Here is a 24,982-nt window from a genome sequence, read left to right on the forward strand (position 1 = left end):
TATGTAAGACGTTGTAAGCTAACTTCATTTTACATATGCAATCTAAATTTTAAAATAGATAATAGTCTTAAATTAAATTCAAATATATTTCATTGGAGGAAATTTTGAAAATATTAGCAAATATATTAGCAGTAGCACTTCTATCAAGTGCAACAAGTGCTGCAACAATCGCAATTATTGATTCTGGTACTGATATGATGCACGAGCAAATTGCTCCTAAAGCATGGATCAATCAACTAGAGATTCCTGGAAATGACCGTGATGAAGATCGCAATGGTTACCAAGATGATGTTTATGGATGGAACTTTGCTGAAAGCAATAATCAAGTTATCGACTATAAGTATCTTGGTACATTAAATGACGATATGGTTAAGTTCTTTGAGCTACAAGAAAAGTCGATGCGTGGAACGGTTACACAAGAAGAATTAACTTGGATGAGAGAAATTATTCAAGACCAAGACTTCATTAAAAGAATGACTGTCTACGGAAACTTTATGCACGGAACTCACGTTGCTGGTATTTCAGCGCAAAAGTCTGACGATGCAAAAATTCTTGCTGTTAAACTTATCCCAACAGAAGTTAAGCTTCCTGGACAAAAAGTTGCCATTAATTCTTTCTTAGGTGGTTTTGTTGAAAAACTAATTAAGGCGGGGATTGATCAATTAGCAAAGGCGCAAACTTCGACGTTTAATGAAATTGCTTACTATGTAGCTGACCATGGAGCACGTGTTGCTAACGGATCATTTGGTACTGGTTATCCACAAGCGAAGATGATTGTTGAAACAGTTATGAAAACTTTTTCGAAGAAAGAACCAAATCCTGAAACAGTTGATATGTATGCAAAGTACTTTCTAAGTGCTCTTGTTAAGAACTCTCAATCGATGCTTGAGGCAGCTCCAAATACTCTTTTCGTATTTGCTGCAGGTAATGATGGCCTAAATAATGATATTTTTCCAACATCGCCAACAAATATCCAAGGTAATAACGAAATCTCAGTTGCTGCAACAATTGACTATGATCAATTAGCTCCATTCTCTAACTACGGTGAAAAGATGGTTGACGTTGCTGCTCCAGGTGTAGGGATTCTTTCAAGTGCTCCAGGCAATAAGTACATTAAAGTTTCTGGTACTTCACAAGCTGCTCCGTATGTAGCTGGTGTTGCTGGTAAGGTATTTGATATTAACCCTGAACTAACTCCATTTGAAGTTAAGAGAATTATCATGGAAACTGTTGATGTGAAATCGTTCCTAGCTGGAAAGGTAAAGACATCTGGTGTTGTTAACTCTGAGCGTGCCCATAGAGCTGCGATTCTATCTCTTTCAGCTTCTGTTGATCATGCAATTGCTGCTGCTAAGAGTGAGGTACTTGATATGGAATCTCCTCGTTTAGAGAAGGGATCTAAGAGACCTATCTATATTAAAGGATCTGTACTGCCACTACCTTCAAACTTTGTTATCTCAAAGTAATCAATAAAAAGGCCGCTAATTTAGCGGCCTTCTTTTTTTATAATGTATCTTTTAATTCTTGAATTGATCCTCTTTTGGCCGTGCCAAATTCTGGCCTTTTATTTTTCTCATTTAACTCTTTCTTATTTAGTCCTTTCATATAAACCACAAGACTTAATTGTTTCTCACGTTGCGGATCTTCTTCTTGGTTGATAAAGGTTTGGACAAGATCAAATCCATACATGGCAGGTTTTCCCATAACAAGATTAACATCCCAGTCGATTCCGCTCTTATCTTCATTTGGATTTGTTTCATATGAGTATTGGATTAGCTCTGTACACACAAATCGTGAGTATGAGTTACCATTAAATGAGTAATCATACTTTTTACCAATACTTTTAAAAGTTCGCTCTAGGGCAAGTGCCTTGTCTTTTTTTGAGAGGTTAGGGCGGAGAATAACAAGATTATCCCATGCCATTGATGGGCCAAGCTCCATAAAGACAACACCTGGCTTTAGCCCTTCAAGTGTTACGTAAGGCCTACCCTCTTTTTCACTCTTTTCGTATTCATCCATTGACTCAGGATATTTTTCTTTTAGATATGACATATAGTCATGACACTTCATCAGTTCGACAGCGCAACGTTTTGCAAAGACTTCGTTTGTTTCAACGTCATCTTTGAAGTAATTATTAAACTTTGAATACTTGCCAATAAACATAAGGCCATGGGTCCAATTACCTTTGAAGACAAGATTAGATAACTTTCCATAACGTTGGATCGCACCAATATCTCCAGGCTCAAACTCTCTTTCAGATACCTTCTTGAGTTCATCTACTTTGATAGCATGCTTAATTGGAAGGGCAACATAGCTAAAACTTTTTAGTATAAATTCTTTGATATTATAGAGAATATTGTAGCGGCCAGCATTCCAACTTGTTTCTTTTAATAAGCTTTTGAAAGACGTTAGCTCTTGGCGTGATTCATCAATATCATCTTTAATATCTTCCACAAGTGCCTTTAGGGCCTTATCACTTCCTGCAAGCTTAGTAATTTCACTGTCAAGATTATAAAAATCTGTAATTGTCGGGGCCTTAATAAAGCGCAGGTTATAGCGATTATACGGAGGGTCCATATGATCACGGCCACCTTGATTATGAGAACGATTTGAATCGTTTAATTGGCGCTTTGTTTCTTTAAAGTCTTTTTCAAAGTGTTTTGAATAATAATCAATGTCTTCAAAGTCATCAGAGAAGACAGAAATAAAATTCTCCCCAGACATCATCATATAATTCATGAGAGATAGCATTGCTTTATATTTGGCCGTACGAATTCGTATTAACTCTAGGGCCTTGGCATTATTCTTCTTTCTTATATGATAAGTTATCTTCTCCAGTGCCTCATCATGTGAGTGAAGAAGGTAATCAAGTTTTTCGAACTCATTTATTAGCTCTACTCTTTCGTGATAACGAACAATATAGCGTGGAGTAAATGTTGTTTGATAAGATATGTCTTTAGTTGCGAAAACAAAATCCATAAGGGCATCTTGTAATTGTTTATCAAATGAGGCCGCAGACCTTTGAAAGTCTGAGCTTTGATATTCCTTGGCCATGATAGATAAAGGCAAAGACGTGGCAATTAGAATTGATACAAATAGAGTTTTCATCCTCTCTTTATAGCAAATTTATTGGGACAGGAGGGCCTGGCCTGTAAAGCTTACAGGCCTAGTATCAATAGGTTAGTCACTTACCATTAGTGATGACATTGTGGCGATAACGGTTATTAATCCAGTTACTTACATCACTTTTGTAGTTCTTTGAAAACCTGCGGTCACTAAGTCCTCCAGGTAATACGGTATAGACATCTGGAGATGAGTGATTTGTCACCATCTTCCACGAAGGGACAAATGATGTTGTTCTTCCGTGGGCCTCGTAGACTGCTCCTTGAGTGATTGTCGAGCGATTGCCTGGGATTTCGACATTATCAATATCAAAACCTAGAAATAGTGGGAGTTTACCATCAAAAAGAATATGCTTCATTTTATAACGATTCTTATCTCCCCAGCGCATATTCTTTGGGGCATCTGCAAGGCACTTATTTAGGGCAGCTTCAATATACTGTTCTTTTTCCTTGCTATCTTTAAACCAGATATGGTCAATATCACTCGTTAGAAAGATTCGATCAAATAGACCGTAGAAGTCAGCAATGATTGAGGTTTCATCCATACAATATGTCGTCACTTGCTCACCGAGTAAGTGATCACTAAAGAAGTCCTTTAGTAAGGTACGATAGAAATTTTCAAAGATTGTGGCATCACAATTATCGACATCATAATTTCTCTTCCACGCTAGAAGTCGTTTTCCAATTTCATTCTTTTCAAAAACACTATGAAAGACATTTATATAGAGATCAGCTTGTCTTGAGAAGGTATCTGATTGCATCGTTTTAAACATCTCAACACTGTGGTCTTTGTTACCAATTAAAAGCTCCTCAATCCTATCCTTACGATATGATGCCATTGGTGCATTGATTGCTGTTGGGAACTGCTCATTTTGAATACGGTTATTGGCCGTTGCAATAATTTTGATATCAGGATTTTTGAAATGATAGAGTTGGTGACCTTCGTAATAGCCTTGCCAAATATTTTGTTTAAAGAAACCTTCAACAGGGTATAGGCCTGAGTGGGCCCTCTTTGGTAGAACCCCTGATTGGTGGTAGGCGATATTTCCACTTGAGTCCGACAGGAGCCAATTACAGCTGATGGCAACGTTTGAAACACAACCGAAAAGATCATCGACATTCTTAGCATACAGAAGGTCCATGATGGCCTTTAGAGTTTTTGCTCCACCTCTTTTTCGACATGACCATGCCATCGATAGGTAGTGGCCATCGATGATATTTTTATTTTCACTATCGACTTCAAGAAAACCTGCATGAGTTTCTCGAATGTAGAGTTCGACATCTTCTTTCTTCTTTCTTTTGATGAGGTCTCGTCTTACTTTGAAATCAAAGAGATTCGACTCAAAGCGATACTTATTATCACGGACTTCTTCAATAAAGTGGTCCACCATATCCATGAAACCATAGGTGAATGAGAAAGCTGTGTCATCACTTCTACCCATAACAAAGCCCGGAACACCTGGCATCGAGATACCAAAGAAATTTCCAACATTTTTGATATTGGCCTTCATCTCATACCAAATGGCCGGTAGGCGATTACACTCTAAGTGTGGATCGCAGGCGTGAATGGCCTCTCCCTTCATATTTGACACCCAATTATTTGAGGCCTGAATCTTTGGGATATTCTTTAAAAATTTATAGCTTTCAGGAATTAGAGGATTATAAACTTTGACCTTGCTGATAAGATTAATTTCACTATCTGTTATCGTATCAAGTGCACCCTTTGCAAGTGATTTAATACGCTCTACTTGAGTGTCTTGATCAACTTTGTCATTTAGTTTTTGAGCATTCTGTAGCAACTGAATGATTAGCTTTTCTAGGTCCTGCTGCCCTTGAGCGAGTCCTAGAAAGCTCATGGCCTTAATTGTTAGAATCGTATCACTGATACGCCACTCGCTAGGCCTGTGACCTAGAATCTTAAATTCAAATGGGTGGCCTTCACCGATGGCCTTATTAATTCCATCTACGTAGTGTGTTAATAACGTATTTGTCTCTTCATCGATATTTTGAATTTCTTCTTTTGCAAAGTGGTTAATTCCCAGCTCACGCATATATTTATCAATGGCGAAAGTCTCTTCACTGTCCTTTATGCACTCACACAGGCGTCCTTGAGCGATAAGACGCAACATCTCCATTTGCATCAAACGGTCCTTGCCGTGGTAATATCCTTGTGCGAAGAGAAAAGATTTGACGTTCTCGCATGAAATATGTCGAGTGACATTATCTAAAACATCTGAGGTATAATCTAAATTAGGTTTTTCCATATCTTAATAATGACACGTTTAGCGTTTCCTAAAAAGGAATATTTTGGGATATAATATGTAAAATTACATTCAAGGATTATTTTATGACGACGACTGATCTATCAACTGATCACTCTCAAGATCACATGAAGATACCAGATCTTGAGCACAGAAATTTTAGAAATGATGACTTTTGGAAACAGATCCCAGCATGGGCAAATGTAACAAGAGGTGAGTTCTCAGATCACCTATGGCAACTGAAGAATTCCATTCGAAAAATTGACCAAGTTAAAAAAGTTCTTGGTGATAAAATCTCAAAAGAGTTCTTTGAAGACCTACAACAAGGTCAACATATTACTCCAATGAATATCAGAATCACTCCATATGTTTTTGCACTAATTAATTGGGATGATCCTGTTAACTGTCCACTACGTAAGCAATTCTTACCAATTGGCTCTCAGTTCTTAGAAGATCACCCTATGCATATGGCCGACTCTCTTAGTGAAGATGTTGATTCACCTGTGCCAATGCTTACTCACCGCTATCCTGATAAAGTTCTTTTTCTTCCACTAACAATTTGTCCAGTTTACTGTGCTTACTGTACACGCTCTCGTGTTATTGGTGGTTCAACTGAAACAGTTGAAAAAGAATCTTATGGTGCAAATCAAAAGCATTGGGATAATGTTTTTGCTTACCTTGCAGCTCACCCAAAAGTTGAAGATGTTGTTATCTCTGGTGGGGACGCATTCATGCTTAACCCTAAGCAGATTCAATATATTGGTGAAAACCTTTTAAAGATCCCTCATATTCGTCGTATCCGTTACGCGACAAAAGGGATTGCAATCTTTCCACAAAAGATTCTTACAGATGATGCGTGGATGGATGCCCTTATTAAAGTTAATAATCTTGCCAAAGGTTTTGGAAAGCAGATGATGATTCATACTCACTTTTCTTCACCACTTGAAATTACGAAATGGTCACAAATGGCCATGGATCGTCTTTTCAGTGAAGGAATTCTTGTTCGTAACCAAGCGGTACTACAAGAAGGTGTAAATAACCACGTCGATACAATGGTTCTTCTAACTCGTAAGCTTGGGTATATGAATATTCAACCTTACTATGTTTATATGCACGATATGGTTCCAGGCTGTGAACACTTTAGAACGACACTTGCTGAAGGAGAGGAGCTTGAAAAGGCCGTTCGTGGAACGACTGCAGGATTTAACACACCTACATTTGTATGTGACCTTCCTGGCGGTGGTGGTAAGCGCCACGTAGCTTCTTACGAATACTATGATCAAGAAAATGGAATCTCTGTTTGGCGAGCTCCATATGTGAAGCCAGATAAGTTATTCACTTACTTTGATCCTATTCATAAATTAGCACCTGATGCTCAGGAGCGCTGGAGAGATGCGGCAACTCGCAAGGCCATGATCGATGAAGCAATCGCTAAGGCCTAATAAATCACTAGTACGATAAGTATCTAATATTACACTTATGTGTGGCATTAAGTTGGCACACATAAGTGATTGATTTCTCATTTATTCAACCTAAAATTAAATATTTATATTCTGCTTGAGTAATTTACTCATTCTTCCGATAAAATATATATAAATTTAATCTTAAGAAAATTAAGAGGGAAATATGTTTCGTCTCATAATATTAATCACTTTTACCACTCTGTTCAATATGCACTCTTATGCTGCAAATGAAACTGATGCGTTCATTAAATCAGAGGCCAAGAATCTTGAAGCGGTTGTTGGGAAATCATCAAAAGTAGATGCCAAGGCCGTTGATGCCTATATCAAGAAAAATCTTGAGGCCTCAAGCGATGAGTATGTAAAAGTAATTATAAATAAACTCAATAAGACTTCAGTTAACTCTAGGCCACAAATGATGGCCCAACTCCTATATTCTGATAAGAAATATTTAAAAAGGGGACAGGCCTGTTACTCAGCAACAAACCAATGCCATAAAGGACTGATCTGTGGACTGCCACTATATTCAAAAGATAAGAATTATTATGAGAAATGCTTAGTTGCAAAAAAAGCTAATCAAGCATGTTCTCCAGAAACTGATATGTGTGAAGCTGGCTCTTGTAAGAAAATGAGACGCCTAACTAATATCAACACTTGTAGTATTGAAAAGGATTCTTGTTCAAAGGATAGCGAATGTTGTTCAAACTCTTGTGATAAAAGAAGAAAAATTTGTCGTGCAAATTATAAGTGTTCAAGCTGTTTTGGTATGGGACAGAGACCTGATAAAGGTGGAGAGTGTTGTGAGTCGCTTTTTAAAAACTCTAATGGTGTTTGTGCCCCAATTCTTCCAACTTTTTCATCACTGCTTGAATTTATCATTCCAAGTGCACATGCTTTTACACGCGCAGGTGATTCATCTGAAATTCAGTCAAAGGTCTCAACTCTTAAGTCAAAGCTTGAGGCGCTCTTATCAAATAATCAAGTATCCTCAAGTAAAACGGCCACGTATATGTCAAGTCTAGATAGTCAGGTTAACTCTTGTCTTTCAAAGCCTGAAAGAGATCATGATCGTGACGCTTCAACTCGCTACCCACGAAAAGCATGTCTGGAAGAAGTTTATGCAGGTATCTCTACCGAGTATACTCACCAACAAGCTGTTGGTAGTAAAATGAATGAGGCCACAAAACTAATTGATAATTTTAAGAAAGAAACGCAGGCCAACCCAAAACACCCACAGCATTCAAGTGATGCTTTTGATAAATTTGCGGCCCCTTATCGAAATGCTATTACTTCATGTGCCAATAAAGGTTCTGCCTTAGGCACTGATCACAGCACTCGTATGAGATTAGTTAAGCAATGTGTGGATAATGCTAAAATTACAATTAATGATGGTGTTGTTGAGGCCAATTATATATCAATGATGACAGGGAAAGAAACGACAGACCCTGACTATACTCTTTATAATGGACACCAAGACGCTTCTCCTTTATTTGAAGATGTTTATATCTCTGATATGAAGTCTTGTCGCGTAAACCTATTTGGTGACTTTCTATCGGCACAATCAAATGACTACTTCGAAGTTATGATGATGATGTATGCAATGGACTATACAACAGGTGGAAAGGATGAAGGTGACTTCTTTCACATCAAGTCGCAATATAATACATATAAAGCGGCAAGTGGTTCTTATACTGGGACAGATAATCAACCTTATAATTGGAACGTCCAAACAAACTCAATGCGTGGCTTTAACTTCTCTCGCTTCGATCCTTCTATTGTTGGCCGTGGAAGACCGCTATGGGATGAATTTGATTACTCTGTAGGTGAGGAAGCACTAAAAGAAATTACTAATTATATAGAAGACCTTCCAAGAAACGAAAAGAAGATCTTTCTACACCTTTTCTACAACGGAAAGCTTACTCCTAAGGATCGCAATAGTATCGTAAATTACTATATGAAAGACGATGACAAATTCCTTGAGGGATTTGATGGACACGATCCTAAGTCAGGTGCTGGACGCTACAATATTCGTGACGTTGTACGCTTTGAGGCCATTAAGTATAAGCACTCACAATTTAAACTCTATTCAGTTCTAAAGAAGAGGTCTCTTGAGATGATGTGTCGTTGTGTTGATACAGTGGGGCCAATGAGTCCTGAAGATTGGCTACAACCGGACGTCGAGGCAAATTATATCGCAAATTGTAACGGCCTTGGTAAGTATGACACTTATGTTCTTAATAATGAAAAAGAAGTCTGTGATGAAACTGGCGGTAATTGTAAAAAAGTTTCAGATAAAGACTATATGAAGACAATTACAGATAAAGAAAAGCAAGGTGTTGAGGCCCTTGGTGGCGATTCTGCAATTGAGGAAAATTCTCTAGGAAATGCAGTTGTTAAAAATGATGGTTATTCATTAAAAGATCGTGAACAAGACTACTTTGTTCAAACTCTCGATCAAGTTACTGCCTGTATCGGAAGCGGAGAGTGTACAAAATCATCTCGTTACGGCGAGTTTGTTCAAGATGGAAAAGTTAAATTTACTGATGCAAGAAAAGAGACGGCAAAGGGCCATGGTATGGACTTTACGCTCTTTCTACGTGATATGGCACTTATGAAGATTAAGGCCATTGAAGATGCTACTCTACAAAATATCAGCGCTGGTACGGCCCTTTTTGAATATACTGTCCAGTGGCTTAAGGAATATAATTGGAATTATATTAAATACAATGGAAAGAGGTACACACTTGGTAAGAAGTGTCTGTATCCAGTTTGTTGGATTATGAAGTTAATGAAATTCTTTGGACTTCATAAGAATAGCCTTATTGGAAATCTCGTCAATATTACAACTGGAGGAATTCTCTTTGGTAGTGACTACGACGTCGACCTGGACCCTGAAAGAGGGCCAGAAAATATTTGTGGGCCAAGGACAAGCTCGACTTGGAAGATTGCTCGTGTACCTGTTGGGCGAAAATACAAAATTAAATGTATGAGCTTCCACTCCCAGAATAATGACGTCTGTAATAAGGAATTGGCGGCCGGTGTTTGTACGCGAAATACATATGCTAAGAAAGAGGGAAGTGTTGCTCTAAAGCTTCTTGATCCTTTCCTACCAGATATGTCGAGTCTATATTCAACGAATTACTCTTCTCGTACGAAGATTCCATTTAATGCTGGAAAACACGATATTCATAATTACTATGTATTCAATGATCGAATCACAAATTTTTACCGTGACCATGCTAGAGGATACTTCTTATCGACTCTTGTTTCAGAAGATAATGGTGACGAGAAGGAAACTGAAGATAGAAAAAGAATGGCCGACGAGTTTGCCCAATATGCTTATCGTTACCACTTCTATGCGCCAAAAGTGAGTCGCTTAGACTACTATATTACACCAGGGCTTATCCCTTATTTTGAAATGCTAATTGCTAAGCTTAATAATTTCATGGGGCAAACTCTAGCAAACTTATCTGGAACGGCCGCCTATGCGCTAAAAATGCATAATTTCTATCACACTGTAAATGATGGGATTAATGCTTCCACAAATGTCGAGCGCAAGCAGACTCACCGTGGGATACCAGATGTTCAACTAAGTAATGGCTTTGGTCAGTTTACAAATTGGTTAAGTGGTTTCAGTACTGCTGGGGCCAATTTCCAAGATGCCTTAAATGGGAAGAAGACCCTTAATTCAACAGTGAGTGGAAAGTTAAAAACAGGGGGAAGTTCAACGAACTCTGCTATTTCACGTCTAAGTAAAGGAATTAGAAAGCAGCTAGACCGTAATGCGAAAAGACGCACGGACACACAGCTTATGAAAGATACTCTTGCAAAACGTGGAAAGAGTGGCGAATTTGCTTCCCTTCAACGTATTGCCGATAACAGAAGCGCTGAGCATAGTGCAAACCTTTCATCACTTACGGACTCTTTCCTAAACTCAACTCTTGGAAGCTCGGCCGCTTCTCGTATTAGAAATCGTATGGCCAATGGTGGGCAAAATGGGGACGGAAGTCTTTCTGGTGAAGGCCACTCACAAGGTGAGATTAACCCTGATGCTCTTTCTGCAAGCTCTAAAAGAGGGCGCGGTGGAAATGGTATTGGTGATGGAGTTGGCGGTGATGGACTTAATGGTGGTGCCGGTGGCGATGGCCTAGGTGCTGATGGTGCAATCCCAGCGATATCTTTTGATAACCTAGAAGATACTGATGGACTATTTGATATGGATGATGGTGCCATGGTTATGCTTGGGGATCAGAAGATGACTGCAGGTCAACTTAAGAATTATATTTCAAATATTAAAGATAAGCGTGCAAGACAAAATCTCTTCCAGAAACAAGATAAGGAATGGGAACGTGATGGAGTGACTTTATTTGAGCTCATCTCTCAGCGCTATCAGCAAACAGCTTTTCCTAAAATGCTTAAGTAGGGTGCCATGCACTTTTGGTTTCGCACTTGCTAAATAATGTGGAAGCTTCGACATTATCACGCATTTAATAAATGGAATAAGAGTAAAAAAAAGAGGTGCAGCACTTTTGATTTAGCAGTTGCGAAACCAAAAGTGCATGGCACCTTATGAACCAGCAATCATTAGGTCTTTAAAGAGAATCTTTGGTGTAAAGAGTGAGTGATCACTTGAAGATTCAATTTTATCTCCAATTAACTCAATTTCACTTAGCATTTTAAAGAAGTTTCCACTTACTGTTACATCTTTAAAATAACCTTCAATTTCACCATTATTCCAAACACGTCCACTAACACCTAGTGAGAATTCACCACTAATTGGCCTAATCCCACTATGAAGTCCTTGAGCTGTTAGAATTTCCACATAACGACGAGAATTGAATTCGTCTTGCGTATTTGTACCGGCCTCAATAATGAAATTTGAAGTCGTTGCACCTAGTGCAGATTTTGCTCCACGAGTTGCGCAGAAATTATTTTCAAGCCCTAGCTCTTTTGCCGTGGCGCTGTTGTGTAGAAATTGTGCAAGCTTACCATTTTCTAAAAGAGTGTTAACCTGCTTTTTCTTACCTTCGCCGTCAAATGGACAAACACTATAGCCGCCAGCAAAGAAAGGATCATCCTTAAATGTTAGGCGAGAGTCTGCAACCATTTCTCCTAATTTATCACGCCACGGATTTGACTTATCAATGGCCGCACGTGCACTAAAGAGAAGCATAAAGCTTGATAGGATATTATCAAATAAATCGATTTCAAAATTTACATCGTAGTCACCAGTTTTAATCTGGGAAGCATCGATGAAATTATTGGCAACTTCTAATGAAGTATTAATAACCTTATCGTAATCAAGCTCTCTAAAATCTCTTTTAGTATCAGCGAAGTAGTGCATAGCATTTTTATCGCCTTTTTTAACAAGAGCAGATGTGTATGCAGTATATGCCTTTGACTGGTGCGTACAAAGAACGCCTCTTGAGTTACCAATGGCAAAATTTGAAACACCTTCAGCAATTCCATTATAAGGAGCACTTTGGCAGTTTTCGTCACGACGTCTAACTTCAGATTCAAGATAAAGTGATTTTTCAATCATTTCATTTGCATCTGGAGCATGTTCGATATTTGCCGCAGGGTTAGCATCATCAAGAGTGATACCTTCTTGAATCGTTTGGTACTCATCAACCTTAGAAAATTTTGAGTTTTGAGAAGCATTGTAAAGTGTCGTGCGAATCGCTTCATCACTTAAGTCTTCTGTGAAACTTAGGCCGACTCTCTGATCCTTAATGACACGTACACCTAGTGCACCAGTATTAGACTTCTTGTATTCACTTAATTCACCTTGTTCGGCCTTAAGTGAAAATGATTCAGAACCAGAAATGATAACATCAACATTATCAATTCCCATGTCCTTGGCCATATCAAGGGTACGGTTAATATAATCTTTTTGTAATTGTGTTTTTGTCTTACTCATTACTTACCTCCACCCACAAGAATTTCATCTACTTTTAGGGCAGGTTGTCCTACAGTTGTGTTAACGCCACCTGATACTGAACCACAGACACCGGCCGCAAAATCAAGATTATCTGAAACCATTGAAATTTGCTTAAGTGTTTCTGGGCCTGTTCCAATTAGAGTTGCACCTTTTACTGCATCACCAATCTTTCCATCTTTAATTTCATAGCCTTCGATAACTGAAAAGTTAAACTCACCAGTTCCTGGACTTACTGAACCACCACCCATTTGCGCACAGTAAATACCGTGGTCAATTGAAGCGATCATCTCTTCAAATTTATCTTTTCCGGCCTCAATATATGTATTTCTCATACGAGATGTCGGGGCGTACTTGTAAGATTCACGACGGGCAGAACCTGTTCTTTCATAACCAGTCTTCATTGAACCTAGTTTATCAACCATAAAGCTCGTTAGCTTTCCGTCTTTAATAAGTTGGGTTTTTTGCGACTTCATCCCTTCATCATCGATATTGATTGAACCCCAGTAGTTTTGGTTTGTTCCATCATCAACGGCACTAACAGCGCTTGAAGCAATCATTTGATCCATCTTGTCCCAGAAAACTGAAGCTTTCTTAGCAACAGAAGTTGTCTCAAGAAGGTGACCACAAGCTTCGTGGAAGATAACTCCACCAAAACCATTATCAATAACAACAGGCATTTTACCGGCCGGACAAGGCTTGGCCTTAAGCTTTGTTAAAACTTCTTTTGCAAGCTTTTCAGAGATATACTTAGGGTCTTGGCCTTGAATAAATTCCCAACCAAGCATCGCTCCTGGAGAATATCCTGCACTATCTTGAATCGTACCATCACTCGCAATACAGCTTGCTCTTAGACGAACATAATTTCTTTCATCAGTTACGTGTAGGCCCTCAGAGTTGAAAATCTCAATCTCTTGAAAACGTTGACTTGTGCCAATTGGAACTTGTGTGATCTTATCTGTTGTCCCACGAGTTAGGCGATCAATTTCTAGAAGTAGAGGGATTTTCTGATCGAGAGAGATATTATTCTTTAGCCCTGTTTGCACAAAGTGATTTTGTAGCGGCTTTTCATAATTAAAATTCGTTGCAGTTACAATCGGATCTCTTAGGTCTTTTGCACTCAAAGAAGAAACAATATCGAGTAATTCTTCTTTCTTTGTTGAGTTTGTATAACCATAGAGAACTTTTGTTCCATAAAAAAGACGGATACCAATTCCGAAGTTAATTCCGTTTTCAATATTTTCAACATTAGAACTTTTAATGCTGATTGATTCAAACGTTTGGCGATCGACAAAAATTTCTGCAAAGTCAGCGCCGCGAAGAAGTGCGTAGTCGATAACTTCCTTTGCAATTGTACTATCTAACATCATTGTGTTTCCTCCAAAATATTAGGATATGTTAACAAAGAATGAGGGTGATTAAAAGGCAACAAGCGTTCTAGGGCCGAGTTTATGCCGCTTCTGGCTCGTTTTTTTCCTGTTCCTTAAGCTTTTGCTGAACTCGTTTCACGCTTGGGCTGTGACGCTCTGAGCGATCTGTGGAGCGACGAGTTGTAAGACTTGTGATACTTACCAGAAGGTCATTATGTCGCGATGAGATCTCATCGAATTGCTCTTTATCAAGCTTATAAAGTTCACAATAACCAAGGGCGCGGACATTTGCGTTTCGCTTAGTATCGTGTAGAAGGGCATTTTCACCGAAGAATTGTCCTTCATGAAGGGTTGCTACAACATTTCCATCACTGAGGATAACTTCAACACTACCGTGACCAATAAGATACATTTCATGACCTGTTTCACCAATATTAATAATGGTTTGTCCTGGCCCGTAATATTTTTGCTCAAGGGCACCAGCTACTTCTTTTAGACAACTTGATGTAAGCGTCTTAAAGATTGGAAGGTTTCTGATGAGCTTAATATTCATATAAACTGTCAGCTCTCCCTGCAGGGCCTGAGGCAGTTCATTAATGATCTTATTATCATTTTCTGTAAGCCTCTTTGTCACGAGGTGATTATAGTAACTATAAACATTCTGCTGCAGACGCTCTGGAACATTATAGTGCTTCATAAAGCTTACGAGATCATGCATCTTCTCTCTATTTTGCTGCTTATAGCGCTCGCCATCTTGTACCATCTTGTTAACTGTACCAATAACGAAACCGTAAACACCAACCCCTAAGATCATGATGACCATCGTAAAGAGGCGGCCTTCATTTGTTGTCGGGGTAATATCACCATAACCAATTGTCGTAAGTGTAGTTACTGTCCAGTACATGGCCGTAATATAGTGAGTGGCACGATCTTGAATCAGTGATTGATCAATAGGTGTGATCATAATCCAGCAAAGACTAATCCAGTGAACGGCAACCATAAAGAGGGTCAGAACAGCTGTGAACTTAATCATCTTAGGCACAAAGGCAAGATTTGAAACCATTTCAAAGAGACGAGCAATTCTTACAAGACGAAATAATCTAAAGTATGTGAAGGCATGGAATCCTAGCGCATAACTTAGAATGTCGTACGGTACAGATGCAATGAGGTCGATACCAATTAAGGCATACCACTTATTCTTATGGGCCTTTGAAGTAAAGCTCATATTTTGTGCTCTCTTTTTTCGGATTCTTAGAAAGAGGTCACTAACAAAGAGTGAAGAGACAATAAAGTCGCAAATTAGTTGCCATCCTTGAATCTTCGTTTGAAAAATAAAAGAGAAAGGGGCCTCAATGGCCGTAAAGATAACTGCTGCAAAAATGATCGCATTCCATAAAATCTCTTTCTTTGTAATGTGCTTATTGTTGATCATTTTGCTCTTTTTAAATGAAAATCGTTAACAGTTTCTTATTAAATACTCGGTTATTTATTAAAATTCTTTAAACTTTCTTAAATCCTGAGAAGAATTGTTAATTTTTTGTAAACAATAATTCATCTTATTGACCAAATTTAGAATTAATCTCTATCATATTGGGAATATTATTTTTTAGGAGTTAATCTAAAATGCTAAGAATTGGTTTATTTTTACTTACAAATATCTTGGTTGTTGCAACGATCGGTATTGTGCTTAATCTACTTGGAATCCGTGGCTATATGACGGAAGCGGGAATGAATTATAATTCCCTTATCATCATCTGTGCTGTTTGGGGACTTGGTGGATCATTTATTTCTTTGGCCTTATCTAAATTTATGGCGAAAATGGCCTATCGTATGACAGAGATTTCTCCAAACGATCCAAATTATGGATGGGTTGCTCAATCGGTTCACCAATATGCTCGTGCTAGTGGAATCAAAAACCCTGATGTTTATATTTATAACTCAAATGAAGTCAATGCCTTTGCTACTGGGCCTAGTCGAAATAACTCGATGGTTGCTGTCTCAGCGGGACTACTTCATACGATGAGTCGTGATGAGGCCGAGGGTGTAATCGGTCACGAAGTCGCTCACATTGCTAATGGTGATATGGTAACGATGGCACTCGTTCAAGGTGTCGTTAACGCTTTTGTTATGATCCTATCTCGTATTGGAGCGATGGTTATTTCAAATGCACTACGTTCTGATGATGAGGAAGGACCAGGACTTGGGCCTTTTGCTCATATGGCACTTGTGTTTGTCTTAGATATTATTTTTGGTCTACTTGCTATGCCTATTACAATGTGGTTTTCACGCTTTCGTGAATATCGAGCAGACGCTGGAAGTGCGAAACTTGCAGGGCGTGACAAGATGATTGCGGCCCTTCAAAAATTACAACAAAGTACAAAAATGGTTGATAACTCAGATCCTAATCTCACAGCATTTAAGATCTCTAGTGGGCCATCTTTTGCTGAACTTTTTAGTTCTCACCCAAGCCTTGATAAGCGTATTCGTGCGCTTCAGTCAGGCCTATAAGATTACTTTGACGTAAATTGCGTAAAAGCTTCTAATACATTCATGCCCCTTTTCACATTTGAACTTGGGGCATGATTAATCACAATTCCATCACAAGGTGCTATGATAGGGGAGATCACTTGCTCTAGGCTTTCAAGTTTATCGAAATGATAAACACTCATGATCTTTTCACCTTTTTTAAATTTCTCTCCAGGGGCCTTGTGGTACTCAATAAAGCCTGCACTTGGAGAAAAGAATCCCTTATAGTTTTTCAATTCACAAAAATACTGTGTGTTCTTCTTTGTGTTGATCTCGTCTGCATCGATGACACCTCTTTTAACAAGGTAATTAAAGATATTGATGGCATCTATTTGGCCGGCCTTTGAGTCGATGACTTCTTCACTTCCTAATTCAAGAGTGTAGGCCTCAAAAGAATTCTCACTTTTATGAACTTCATGAAACTTTACCCACGGATAGAAACTTGCTTCATCCATTGCCCCACCAAACTCTGGTGGAATGACTAAGTGGAATGGAAAGTTTAGCTGTGCCATTTTCTCTTCTAAGAAATCTGGGCCATAGATATAGCGACAGCCAACACCAGCAGTATGAAGGTCTAAGACAATATCGGCATCACTTGCTAGCTCTTGCAGGGTTATAAAGAGATTCTTATTTTCATCAATACCATAGGCCTTGTGAAAGTTTCTATATTCAGTAATCTTTGCTTTTAATAGTTCTTTGTAAGCTTTTTTATCTTCACACGCCTTAATTTCTTCTTCACTAATTAGGCCTTGTCCTTCTTTTTGATCAAAGAAGTTTAGGTACATGCGATTCCAATTGTCTCCGGTAATAGGGTTAAAGCGCCCGTAAGTATAGGTTCCCATTTTGACAGAGGTTGCATATGGGTTTGCATTTGGAATCATTCTAATTCTTGCGTTTATATGTTCATCTTCTAATAAATTTAGAAGTTTAAAAATGGCCATATTTCCTTGCAGTTCAGCGCCGTGAACATTTGCTTGGATATAGATTGTCGGAGCATTCTCATCAATTTTATCAGGAACTAAGTCATAGATATTAAGCTGGTACTTGCCGTGATTTGTTTCATCGATATTGATAATTTTCTTTTCTAGGTTCCAATTAGACATGATCAACTCCACAGTGCCTCTTTTATAAGTCACTAAATATTCGAATTTTGACAGATAACCTCCTAATTATACATTAAAACCCGTAAGTTGTTTGAATTAATCAAAATTTAAATAATAATTAAGTAATTCTAGGTGGCCAGACGATAAGGTAGCGATGGTAAAAATAAGTCGACTTTTATATTCAGCTTTTCTTGTTCTAGCAGTAGTTCTATCGACAACTGTGAATGCGAAATCGAGTCAAAGAGTTTATACTCTTGATTTAGCTAAACCTGAGTATAAGAATCTTCTTACTCTACAGTACTATCATAATTCAATTGTCGACTTTCACGAAAATATTGAAAATGCTCGTAAGTATAAGAACCGTTATACTTTTCAATTCTTAATTGAAGAAGCCTATGCGGCCTCAAGTGACTGCTTTCTTGCTGGACATAAGTCAACTTTAGTTAGTGGAAAGTGTCAGATCCCAAGAAAGATCTCATGTGAAAAAAGTTTCTTTGGTAATCGAATCCTTAAAGTGAGATGTAATCCTTTACTATTTGGCCCTGGTCAAGATGGACGAGGTGCATGTGTGAATGCACGCCAAAAGGGAAGTAATAGCTCTAATTTTGGAACGAGTGCATGTAAGAACTCAGCAAGTGAATACACGACACCGCAAATTGTTAAGGATCTCTTATCAGATGATAAGAAGATGCAGGCCTTTGATAAATTAGCTTCTGAAGTAGAAGAGTTTTGTCGTCATAATGTTGCCGATGCAGCATGTATCGCACAAAAAGAAAGAATTGCTAAGATTAAGGATTCAGTAGCTAAGGCAAAGGAAAATCAAGAAGGTGTTGAAAAAGGTGTAAGTCTAGGGCTTTCAAAGGGTGTCGGAATTCTTTCACGTTGTGAAAAAGACTACCGTGCAGAAGCTGAAGATAATATGCTTGGAACATTCTTTATGAGTTCACGTAATATCGGTGACACTCTTGTTCAAGTAGCTTGTAGTAATGACCAAGTTGTTCAAAGTGTAAGTAGTTCTGAACTTGACACTCTTTCAAAGGATTTTGATCGTATTAAGAGACATTCATCAATTAAGTCTCTTTTAGATGATGGGCTAAAAATCGGTAGCGAGCTTTCAATGAAGAATTATATTCTTCATAAGCTAAAGTCTAACGGTGTGAGTGAGGCCAATCTTGATCGCGCAATCGATGACATTCTTAAAGAGACGCAAGACTTTGGTCAAGAACCATTCTTAGGTATTCTTAATAGTGCAAAGGAAGAATTTAAGAAGGCAATTGCTGAAGGTAAGATTAAAAAGACAAATAAAGGAGAGTTAAGAACTAAGGTTAACGAACTCCTTGATGGCATTAATAATCAATGTGATAAAATTAGAAATAAATTTCCATGTGTGACATCTTCACAGGCCGGTAACTACTATATGGGTGAGATTCCATATTGCACGGTTGTAAGACGCTCTAAAGATTATAAAGATTTTATAGCAAGTGAACAGAATAGCTATATTTCTAATATGATGAATTTTTCGAATGAGAATCCTGATTTTAGAAAGTATTACGCAACAAATGAATTCCGTTCAAAATTTCATGCACCATCAAATGACTTTGCAAAAGACTGTGCGGAGAAAACTTCTTTATTTGGGACAAGTAAGCCAGCAAGTGCAATTTCGACAAGTGATTTTGAAGATCTTGAAAAGACAGTAAGTGAGAATATGCTTGAGGATTTAGAAGATCTAGAAGACAAGATTCCTTCTTCTTCAAAAGATATTGACGATATGGATGATGACCTAAAAGATCTTCTTAAATATAGGCCATATCTTATTGCACAAGCTTTTAAAAATAATCGAGTTATTCCTGGGCTTCAGGATATGCAGGCATCATTCTTATGTAGCCAAATGCGCGATATATATTCAAACGATGAAACATGGAAGCTTGCAAATGTTACGATGGCCGGAGCAGGTATGGCCTTATCTGGTGCCCTTGTTATGACAGGAATCGGAAGCCCGGTGGGAATTGCACTTGCTTCAGCAAGTTCAGCATTAATTGTTGGTGAGGCCGCCGTAGGTGTAAGAGAAATTAATGATGCTAATAAGCAGCTTGATACAACTGATTCGAAGCACTCACTTGGACTTTCTTCAACTGAAGAAAATATTGAGGCCATTGCAGCTGCTGAGTCTCAAAAACTTAGTGGTCAGATTGCCGTTGGTTTATCACTTGTTAGTGTTGCAACCGATAGTGTAGCTGTTGCAAGATATGGTGCTGAGGCCCTGAGCGCAACAAGAGCTGGCCGAAGTGCAGGTTCGACGACTGGTGCAGCTGTCGCTAAAACAGCTAAAGGTACACAGGTCGCGACAACAACGACAAATGCATCTCCTTCACCAATTGGAATCTTAAATACTAGAACATCGCTGAACGCACCAAAGCCTCAATCTGTTATAGCACTACCTCCACCTAAGGTTCTTGGACTTCCGGCACCAACGACGACGAGTAAGGCCGTTGCTGTTGTTGATGATCAGTCACAAGTTCCAGCGATGCTAAGAAGACTGGAAAACCAATCTGGTGGTAAATTAACTAATGCAAGATTCTTATCTGATAAGGTTATTCCAGAGGTGAGAAGCTATATTAATGGATTTGATGAAGCCGCTAACCCAAATGTTGTTTTCTATACGCGTTTAGGAAAGCGTATGGAAACATTAAAAGAAGGAAAACTACTTGAGGATGGAAGTGGCCTAATTATCAATAAAGGTTCTGATAATTATCAGGCCATCATTGATTCAGGACTAGGAACAGTAACTGATAAAGGTGTTGTCCTTAAGTTTGGTATTGATATTGATAATATTAAAATTCTTTCTGATGCTAAGACTGCTCAAGGCCAGGCCATGAGAGCAGAGAGACACTTTGTTTTTAAAGAAACTCAGCTTCCGCAAATGAATGGAGCTGTTCGTAGTCTTGATGATGTTAAGGATAGAATCTATGATTTTTCTGGTTTAAGTGACCTTCAAAAGGCCACGACTTACCAAAATATTGAAAGTAAGATTACTCGCGGAGAGCGCTTAAGTGATATGGACTTACTTGCATTGGCCTATCGTAAGGATGTTGCTAAAGGTGGTGAGCAAAGAGCACAGGGGATTCTTGATCTTGTTACCTCAAGAGATCCTTCTATCGTTGATAAATTAATTAGTGGCTCAAGTGCTGCCTCAACTGCTCGTCGTGAAGTCCTAAGACAGGCCGTAAGTTCAGGTAAGCCTACGACACCGCAAATTGCATCAACTAATTCAAATGCTCTTATTACGAGACCAGCTCGTGCACCGCATGGGACACCACAAGGTGCAATTGCTGGTGAGAAGGCCGTTGGACTACCTGCTCCTACTCAAGCTAATCTTCCTGTTCCATCAAATCCAGGAAGTCTTATAAAGGCAACAGGACAACGTATTGTTGATAAGGCCAGACAACTGGCCCATACAATTGCCAGAACTGATGATAAGGTAGAGCTTATTAAGGCCGCTAATAAGAAAGCAAGTGATGCAAAGACAGCTAGTGATACTAAGACAGCTGTTAATGATGGAATTACAATTGAAGGTGAGTATACTAATATTACAAATCAGGTAAATGCTCCTAAGTTAAGTGGACCTCGTCTTACTTCGAATGAGACTGGATCGACAACACCTGCCATCTTAAGAAATCCTGGTGCTACACAAGCTGTGGTTCACACATCAAATGCCTCAGCTGCTATAACTGAAGTGGTTAATACTGTTGTGGATGAAATTGGAACTGAAGAAGTTGTCGTCCATGATCCTGATGTTGTTGAGCCTCTACCGACAGTAAATCCTGATCCTGGAAATACTGATGTGCCGGGTGATGAAACAGAAGCTGATCTGGCCATTGACTTCAATGGTTCAAAACCGGCCATTACTGTCACTTTCGTAAAAGAAAAGGTAAAGGCCTGTAAGATTAAAAAGACATACTTTGAAGAAGATGAAGATGGAAACCGTAAAGAAAAGGTAAGCACTCTTAACTCATCTCTTGAAAGTGCAAAAGAGTATGAGCTATCTTCATATGATTATGATTACATTGTCTCTGTTGAGTGTAAGGTTGCTGATGGTGAATTTAAATTAGTTGAGACTGGTAGCTTTTCAGACTCTGGAATTAGTATTTCTGGATTAAGTGACGGTAAGGCCGAGTACGTTGTAGGTAAGTGTGATGGTGATAATTGTGCTTCAGAAGACTCAACAGGTCCTGGCCGTGGAGTTCCAAGACTTACTCCTGCGCAACTAAGACAAATGTCACCGCCAAATATTCAGCTAGAGAATATTCCAATTCTAAACACACTCTAAGAGTGGAATTACTCCACCCAATCAGCACTTGTTTTAATCGTTCGAGGAATCATAACGTCTCCTTTGTATGAGACGACTTCAGCTGGCAGGTTATGACATAAGAAAAATGGCATACTTTCTGTAAAGCCATAAGCGCCACATTGAGTGAAGACTAACCAGTCTCCATAATCACAATCTTTAGGAAGTTCAAAAATACCTAGCTTATCTAGTGATGTACATAAAGGCCCATGAACATGAAATTCTCTCATCTGTGTTGATTTCTTTTCTTGGTTTAAAACACGACAAGGAAAGGCCTGATCAGTAAGTGCCGGACGAGCAATATGATTGATACCGCCGTCAAGAACAAGGATTTCTTGTCCTCGCACATTCTTACGATCAATAACTTGACTTAAGTAGAGCCCGCATTCTCCAACTGCAAAACGTCCTAGCTCCATCCAAATCTTCTTTAAACCATGCTTGGCCTTTAAGCGCATAAGGGCCGCATTGATTTCTTTAAAGTCGATTCTTTCATCTTGATTTTGGTAGGGAATACCAAGGCCTCCGCCAAGGTCAATGACTTCTGGTGTGATATTCATCGTCTCTGCTAGCGTATTAATGCGCTCACAGGTCTTATCCCAGACTTCTTCAAGTCTTTTAGGATCAAGAATATTTCCCCACTGAAATACATGAAAGCCGATGGCCTCAATATTTTCATACTCTGAAAGATTAATCGTCGACCATGTGGCCTCATCTAGGCCAAAGGCCGTAACTTCATCGCCACCAAGGACAGACTTTTCTTGTGAATCCCACTCTAGTTGTACCCTTAAAAGTGCACGTGCCTTAATCCCAAGCTCTTTGGCCTGTTCGTTTAACCACTTTAGTTGATAGATACTTTCCACAACCACACAATTAATTTCATGCTCTAGTAACGTACGAATATAGCCACGTGACTTACTTGGGCCAGTTGAAATGATGTCACATGACTTCACACCACTGGCCACAACTTGGGTAAGCTCTCCCTTGGAAGCAACGTCGACGCCGATTCCAAGGTTTCTAATAAGTTTTAAAATCGAAGACAAAGGGTTTGCCTTACAAGCATAGTAAAGCTTAATGCTTTCATCCTTATTATTTGTGATATAGCGAAGATGCTCTTCTAGGGCATCTAAATCATAAAAGTAAAATGATGAATCCAATCTCTTTGTTAACTTCGTTAAAACTTTTTCCATTAAAATTTTGCCTTATCTTAAAAATGCTTCTAGCTCAAGTGAGGCATCTGATTTTTCATCACGGTACTTTACAATCATGGCACAATTCATTGATAGTCCCATATCCCTTGCCCATGAAAGCTTCTCATTAACAGGACGAGTTCCTGGAACAACGATAGCACCTTCTGGAATAGGCTCTCCCGGTTCTAATCTTCTTTCATTAACACAGTCATATACTGGAACGCCTTTAGAAAGAATTACTCCTGGAGCAATAACAGCGCGTTTAAGAACTTGGATTCCTTCAACGATAACGGCACCAGCACCAATAAAAGCGTCATCTTCAATGATTACTGGAGCAAGTCCAATAGGTTCTAAAACACCACCAATTTGTACACCGGCACTTAGGTGAACATTCTTACCAATCTGTGCACATGAGCCCACAAGTGCGTGAGAGTCGACCATTGTCCCTTCATCAACGTATGCACCAATATTGATATAAGCAGGAGGCATAATAATCACACCACTTGAAACATAGGCACCACGACGAACACTTGATCCACCTGGAACCATGCGAACACCGCGATCTTCGCTAAATTTTTGAGCAGGGATATTGTGTTTGTCGACAAATCCTGGCCAACCAAATTCTGATTGCTCAACATTTTTTCCGGCCTTAAAAACCTCAAGGATCATTTGTTTTACTTCAGTGTTAGCAACCCATTTGCCATCAACTTTAGATGCTGATCTTAAAGTTCCACTTTCAAGTCCTGCTAAAATTTCGTCTACAGTCATTATTACTTTCTCCAACTTTGAATATTTTTATTTGCGTTTAAAACATTAGTTTCTAATTTCATATCTTTGATTGAAAGTGGTGGGCGAAGACTTGCGTCTTTGATTTGTCCATTTTCTTTCATTAACCATTTAGCAGGTACTGGATTTGAAGCAACAAACATAGCGTTGCTTGATTCGACCCACATTTTAGTTTCTTCTTCACTTAGTTCGCCGCCTAAGCAAGCAACCGTGTATGCATGTGTTTGGGCAGGCCATGGATTTGAAGCGACAGAAACGAGTCCTTTGGCCCCTAGAGGTGCAAATTCAGGTAACATTCCATCATCACCACTATAAACTCGCCCTAGCTCACCAGCTGCTTCAATATACTTTGCAAATTTCTCTGGGCTTCCACTCGCTTCTTTAATGGCCCAAAATTGCTTGTGTTTATTTAGGCGTTTAACGGCCTCAAATGATAATTCAATCCCTGCGCGAGAAGGAACATTGTAGAGCATTACTGGTTTATTTGAGACGTCCATGAGGGTTTTAAACCACTCATACTGGCCTTCTGCTCCAGGTTTAGCATAAAGAGGAGTCACCATAAGATAGGCGTCAATACTTAGTCCATCTAAGTACGAAACCCACTCACATGTTTCAGTAAGGTTAATACCACCAACACCGCACATTAATGGCACCTTAAGATCAAGATCAATAACGAAGTTTAAGATATTCTTTCTTTCTTCAAGGTTTAGGTTTAAGGCCTCTCCAGTTGATCCAAGAATTAGGATCCCATTTCCTGCAGCTTCTTGTTCCCTTAAAATCGACTCTAACGAGTCAAGATCAATTGTAAGATCTGAGTTTAGGGGAGTGATGACCGCTGTCCACAGAGGTGTTGAATTAATATAGTCATGATTTGCCATTAAAAT

Annotated in this window: 14 protein-coding genes; 5 read left to right on the top strand and 9 right to left on the bottom strand. The window is 38.9% G+C overall.

All coding sequences use genetic code 11. The annotated features are described in order from the left end of the window. Positions 1-104: 104 nt before the first annotated feature. Positions 105-1,466 carry a S8 family serine peptidase gene (locus tag ABMA78_RS13060; RefSeq protein WP_392860647.1) on the top strand — a complete coding sequence of 454 codons (1,362 nt, stop codon included), beginning with the start codon at positions 105-107 and terminating at the stop codon, positions 1,464-1,466. A 37-nt stretch (positions 1,467-1,503) separates the two neighbouring features. On the opposite strand, the gene ABMA78_RS13065 is transcribed toward ABMA78_RS13060, so the two are convergent. Next, on the bottom strand, positions 1,504-3,108 hold the full coding sequence (locus tag ABMA78_RS13065; RefSeq protein ID WP_392860648.1) for a hypothetical protein: 1,605 nt from the start codon (positions 3,106-3,108) through the stop codon (positions 1,504-1,506). Positions 3,109-3,184: 76 nt separating this feature from the next. Beyond that, positions 3,185-5,386: a penicillin acylase family protein gene (locus tag ABMA78_RS13070; protein ID WP_392860650.1), complete on the bottom strand. Its 2,202-nt coding sequence runs from the start codon at positions 5,384-5,386 to the stop codon at positions 3,185-3,187. 83 nt (positions 5,387-5,469) lie between these two features. On the opposite strand from ABMA78_RS13070, the gene ABMA78_RS13075 reads away from it, so the two are divergent. Together ABMA78_RS13075 and ABMA78_RS13080 are read left to right on the top strand one after the other, a co-directional pair. Further along, positions 5,470-6,825 carry a KamA family radical SAM protein gene (locus ABMA78_RS13075; RefSeq protein WP_392860652.1) on the top strand — a complete coding sequence of 452 codons (1,356 nt, stop codon included), beginning with the start codon at positions 5,470-5,472 and terminating at the stop codon, positions 6,823-6,825. A 184-nt stretch (positions 6,826-7,009) separates the two neighbouring features. Further along, positions 7,010-11,266, top strand: a complete 4,257-nt coding sequence (locus tag ABMA78_RS13080) for a hypothetical protein (protein WP_392860653.1) — start codon at positions 7,010-7,012, stop codon at positions 11,264-11,266. A gap of 144 nt (positions 11,267-11,410) precedes the next feature. Here the strand turns inward: ABMA78_RS13080 and ABMA78_RS13085 are convergent, their stop codons facing one another. The 3 genes from ABMA78_RS13085 to ABMA78_RS13095 form a co-directional block, all read right to left on the bottom strand. Next, positions 11,411-12,763: a TldD/PmbA family protein gene (locus ABMA78_RS13085; protein ID WP_392860655.1), complete on the bottom strand. Its 1,353-nt coding sequence runs from the start codon at positions 12,761-12,763 to the stop codon at positions 11,411-11,413. Continuing rightward, positions 12,763-14,148, bottom strand: a complete 1,386-nt coding sequence (locus tag ABMA78_RS13090; protein ID WP_392861020.1) for a TldD/PmbA family protein — start codon at positions 14,146-14,148, stop codon at positions 12,763-12,765. The genes ABMA78_RS13085 and ABMA78_RS13090 overlap by 1 nt, the downstream gene beginning before the upstream one ends. An 82-nt stretch (positions 14,149-14,230) precedes the next feature. Beyond that, positions 14,231-15,583, bottom strand: coding sequence for a cyclic nucleotide-binding domain-containing protein (locus ABMA78_RS13095; protein ID WP_392860657.1), 1,353 nt, complete (start codon positions 15,581-15,583; stop codon positions 14,231-14,233). A 191-nt stretch (positions 15,584-15,774) separates the two neighbouring features. Here ABMA78_RS13095 and htpX point away from each other — a divergent pair, with 191 nt between their 5' ends. Then, complete coding sequence (gene htpX / locus ABMA78_RS13100; RefSeq protein WP_392860658.1) at positions 15,775-16,659, top strand: protease HtpX; 885 nt, start codon at positions 15,775-15,777, stop codon at positions 16,657-16,659. Positions 16,660-16,661: 2 nt separating this feature from the next. Here the strand turns inward: htpX and ABMA78_RS13105 are convergent, their stop codons facing one another. After that, a complete protein-coding gene (locus tag ABMA78_RS13105) occupies positions 16,662-17,780 on the bottom strand; it encodes a succinylglutamate desuccinylase/aspartoacylase family protein (protein ID WP_392860660.1) in 1,119 nt (372 codons plus the stop codon). A 154-nt stretch (positions 17,781-17,934) separates the two neighbouring features. Here ABMA78_RS13105 and ABMA78_RS13110 point away from each other — a divergent pair, with 154 nt between their 5' ends. Next, complete coding sequence (locus ABMA78_RS13110; RefSeq protein WP_392860661.1) at positions 17,935-22,107, top strand: hypothetical protein; 4,173 nt, start codon at positions 17,935-17,937, stop codon at positions 22,105-22,107. A gap of 8 nt (positions 22,108-22,115) precedes the next feature. Here ABMA78_RS13110 and ABMA78_RS13115 read toward each other — a convergent pair whose 3' ends face one another. From ABMA78_RS13115 to dapA, 3 genes are read right to left on the bottom strand one after another with little or no spacing between them, the layout of a single operon-like run. Further along, entirely contained in the window at positions 22,116-23,312 is a 1,197-nt protein-coding gene (locus tag ABMA78_RS13115) for a PLP-dependent decarboxylase (RefSeq protein WP_392860662.1), read from the bottom strand. A gap of 12 nt (positions 23,313-23,324) precedes the next feature. After that, positions 23,325-24,080, bottom strand: a complete 756-nt coding sequence (locus tag ABMA78_RS13120; RefSeq protein ID WP_392860664.1) for a 2,3,4,5-tetrahydropyridine-2,6-dicarboxylate N-succinyltransferase — start codon at positions 24,078-24,080, stop codon at positions 23,325-23,327. A 2-nt stretch (positions 24,081-24,082) separates the two neighbouring features. Beyond that, a complete protein-coding gene (gene dapA / locus ABMA78_RS13125) occupies positions 24,083-24,976 on the bottom strand; it encodes a 4-hydroxy-tetrahydrodipicolinate synthase (RefSeq protein ID WP_392860665.1) in 894 nt (297 codons plus the stop codon). Between the last annotated feature and the right edge of the window lie 6 nt (positions 24,977-24,982).

The sequence above is a fragment of the Halobacteriovorax sp. RZ-2 genome, assembly GCF_043196685.1.
In the GTDB taxonomy this organism is placed as follows: Bacteria; Bdellovibrionota; Bacteriovoracia; order Bacteriovoracales; family Bacteriovoracaceae; genus Halobacteriovorax_A.

Coding starts and splice junctions, on each gene's coding strand:
- dapA (WP_392860665.1), bottom strand. CDS start 24,976: ATGGCAAATCATGACTATATTAATTCAACACCTCTGTGGACAGCGGTC.
- ABMA78_RS13080 (WP_392860653.1), top strand. CDS start 7,010: ATGTTTCGTCTCATAATATTAATCACTTTTACCACTCTGTTCAATATG.
- ABMA78_RS13105 (WP_392860660.1), bottom strand. CDS start 17,780: ATGTCTAATTGGAACCTAGAAAAGAAAATTATCAATATCGATGAAACA.
- htpX (WP_392860658.1), top strand. CDS start 15,775: ATGCTAAGAATTGGTTTATTTTTACTTACAAATATCTTGGTTGTTGCA.
- ABMA78_RS13095 (WP_392860657.1), bottom strand. CDS start 15,583: ATGATCAACAATAAGCACATTACAAAGAAAGAGATTTTATGGAATGCG.
- ABMA78_RS13070 (WP_392860650.1), bottom strand. CDS start 5,386: ATGGAAAAACCTAATTTAGATTATACCTCAGATGTTTTAGATAATGTC.
- ABMA78_RS13115 (WP_392860662.1), bottom strand. CDS start 23,312: ATGGAAAAAGTTTTAACGAAGTTAACAAAGAGATTGGATTCATCATTT.
- ABMA78_RS13085 (WP_392860655.1), bottom strand. CDS start 12,763: ATGAGTAAGACAAAAACACAATTACAAAAAGATTATATTAACCGTACC.
- ABMA78_RS13065 (WP_392860648.1), bottom strand. CDS start 3,108: ATGAAAACTCTATTTGTATCAATTCTAATTGCCACGTCTTTGCCTTTA.
- ABMA78_RS13090 (WP_392861020.1), bottom strand. CDS start 14,148: ATGTTAGATAGTACAATTGCAAAGGAAGTTATCGACTACGCACTTCTT.
- ABMA78_RS13110 (WP_392860661.1), top strand. CDS start 17,935: ATGGTAAAAATAAGTCGACTTTTATATTCAGCTTTTCTTGTTCTAGCA.
- ABMA78_RS13075 (WP_392860652.1), top strand. CDS start 5,470: ATGACGACGACTGATCTATCAACTGATCACTCTCAAGATCACATGAAG.
- ABMA78_RS13120 (WP_392860664.1), bottom strand. CDS start 24,080: ATGACTGTAGACGAAATTTTAGCAGGACTTGAAAGTGGAACTTTAAGA.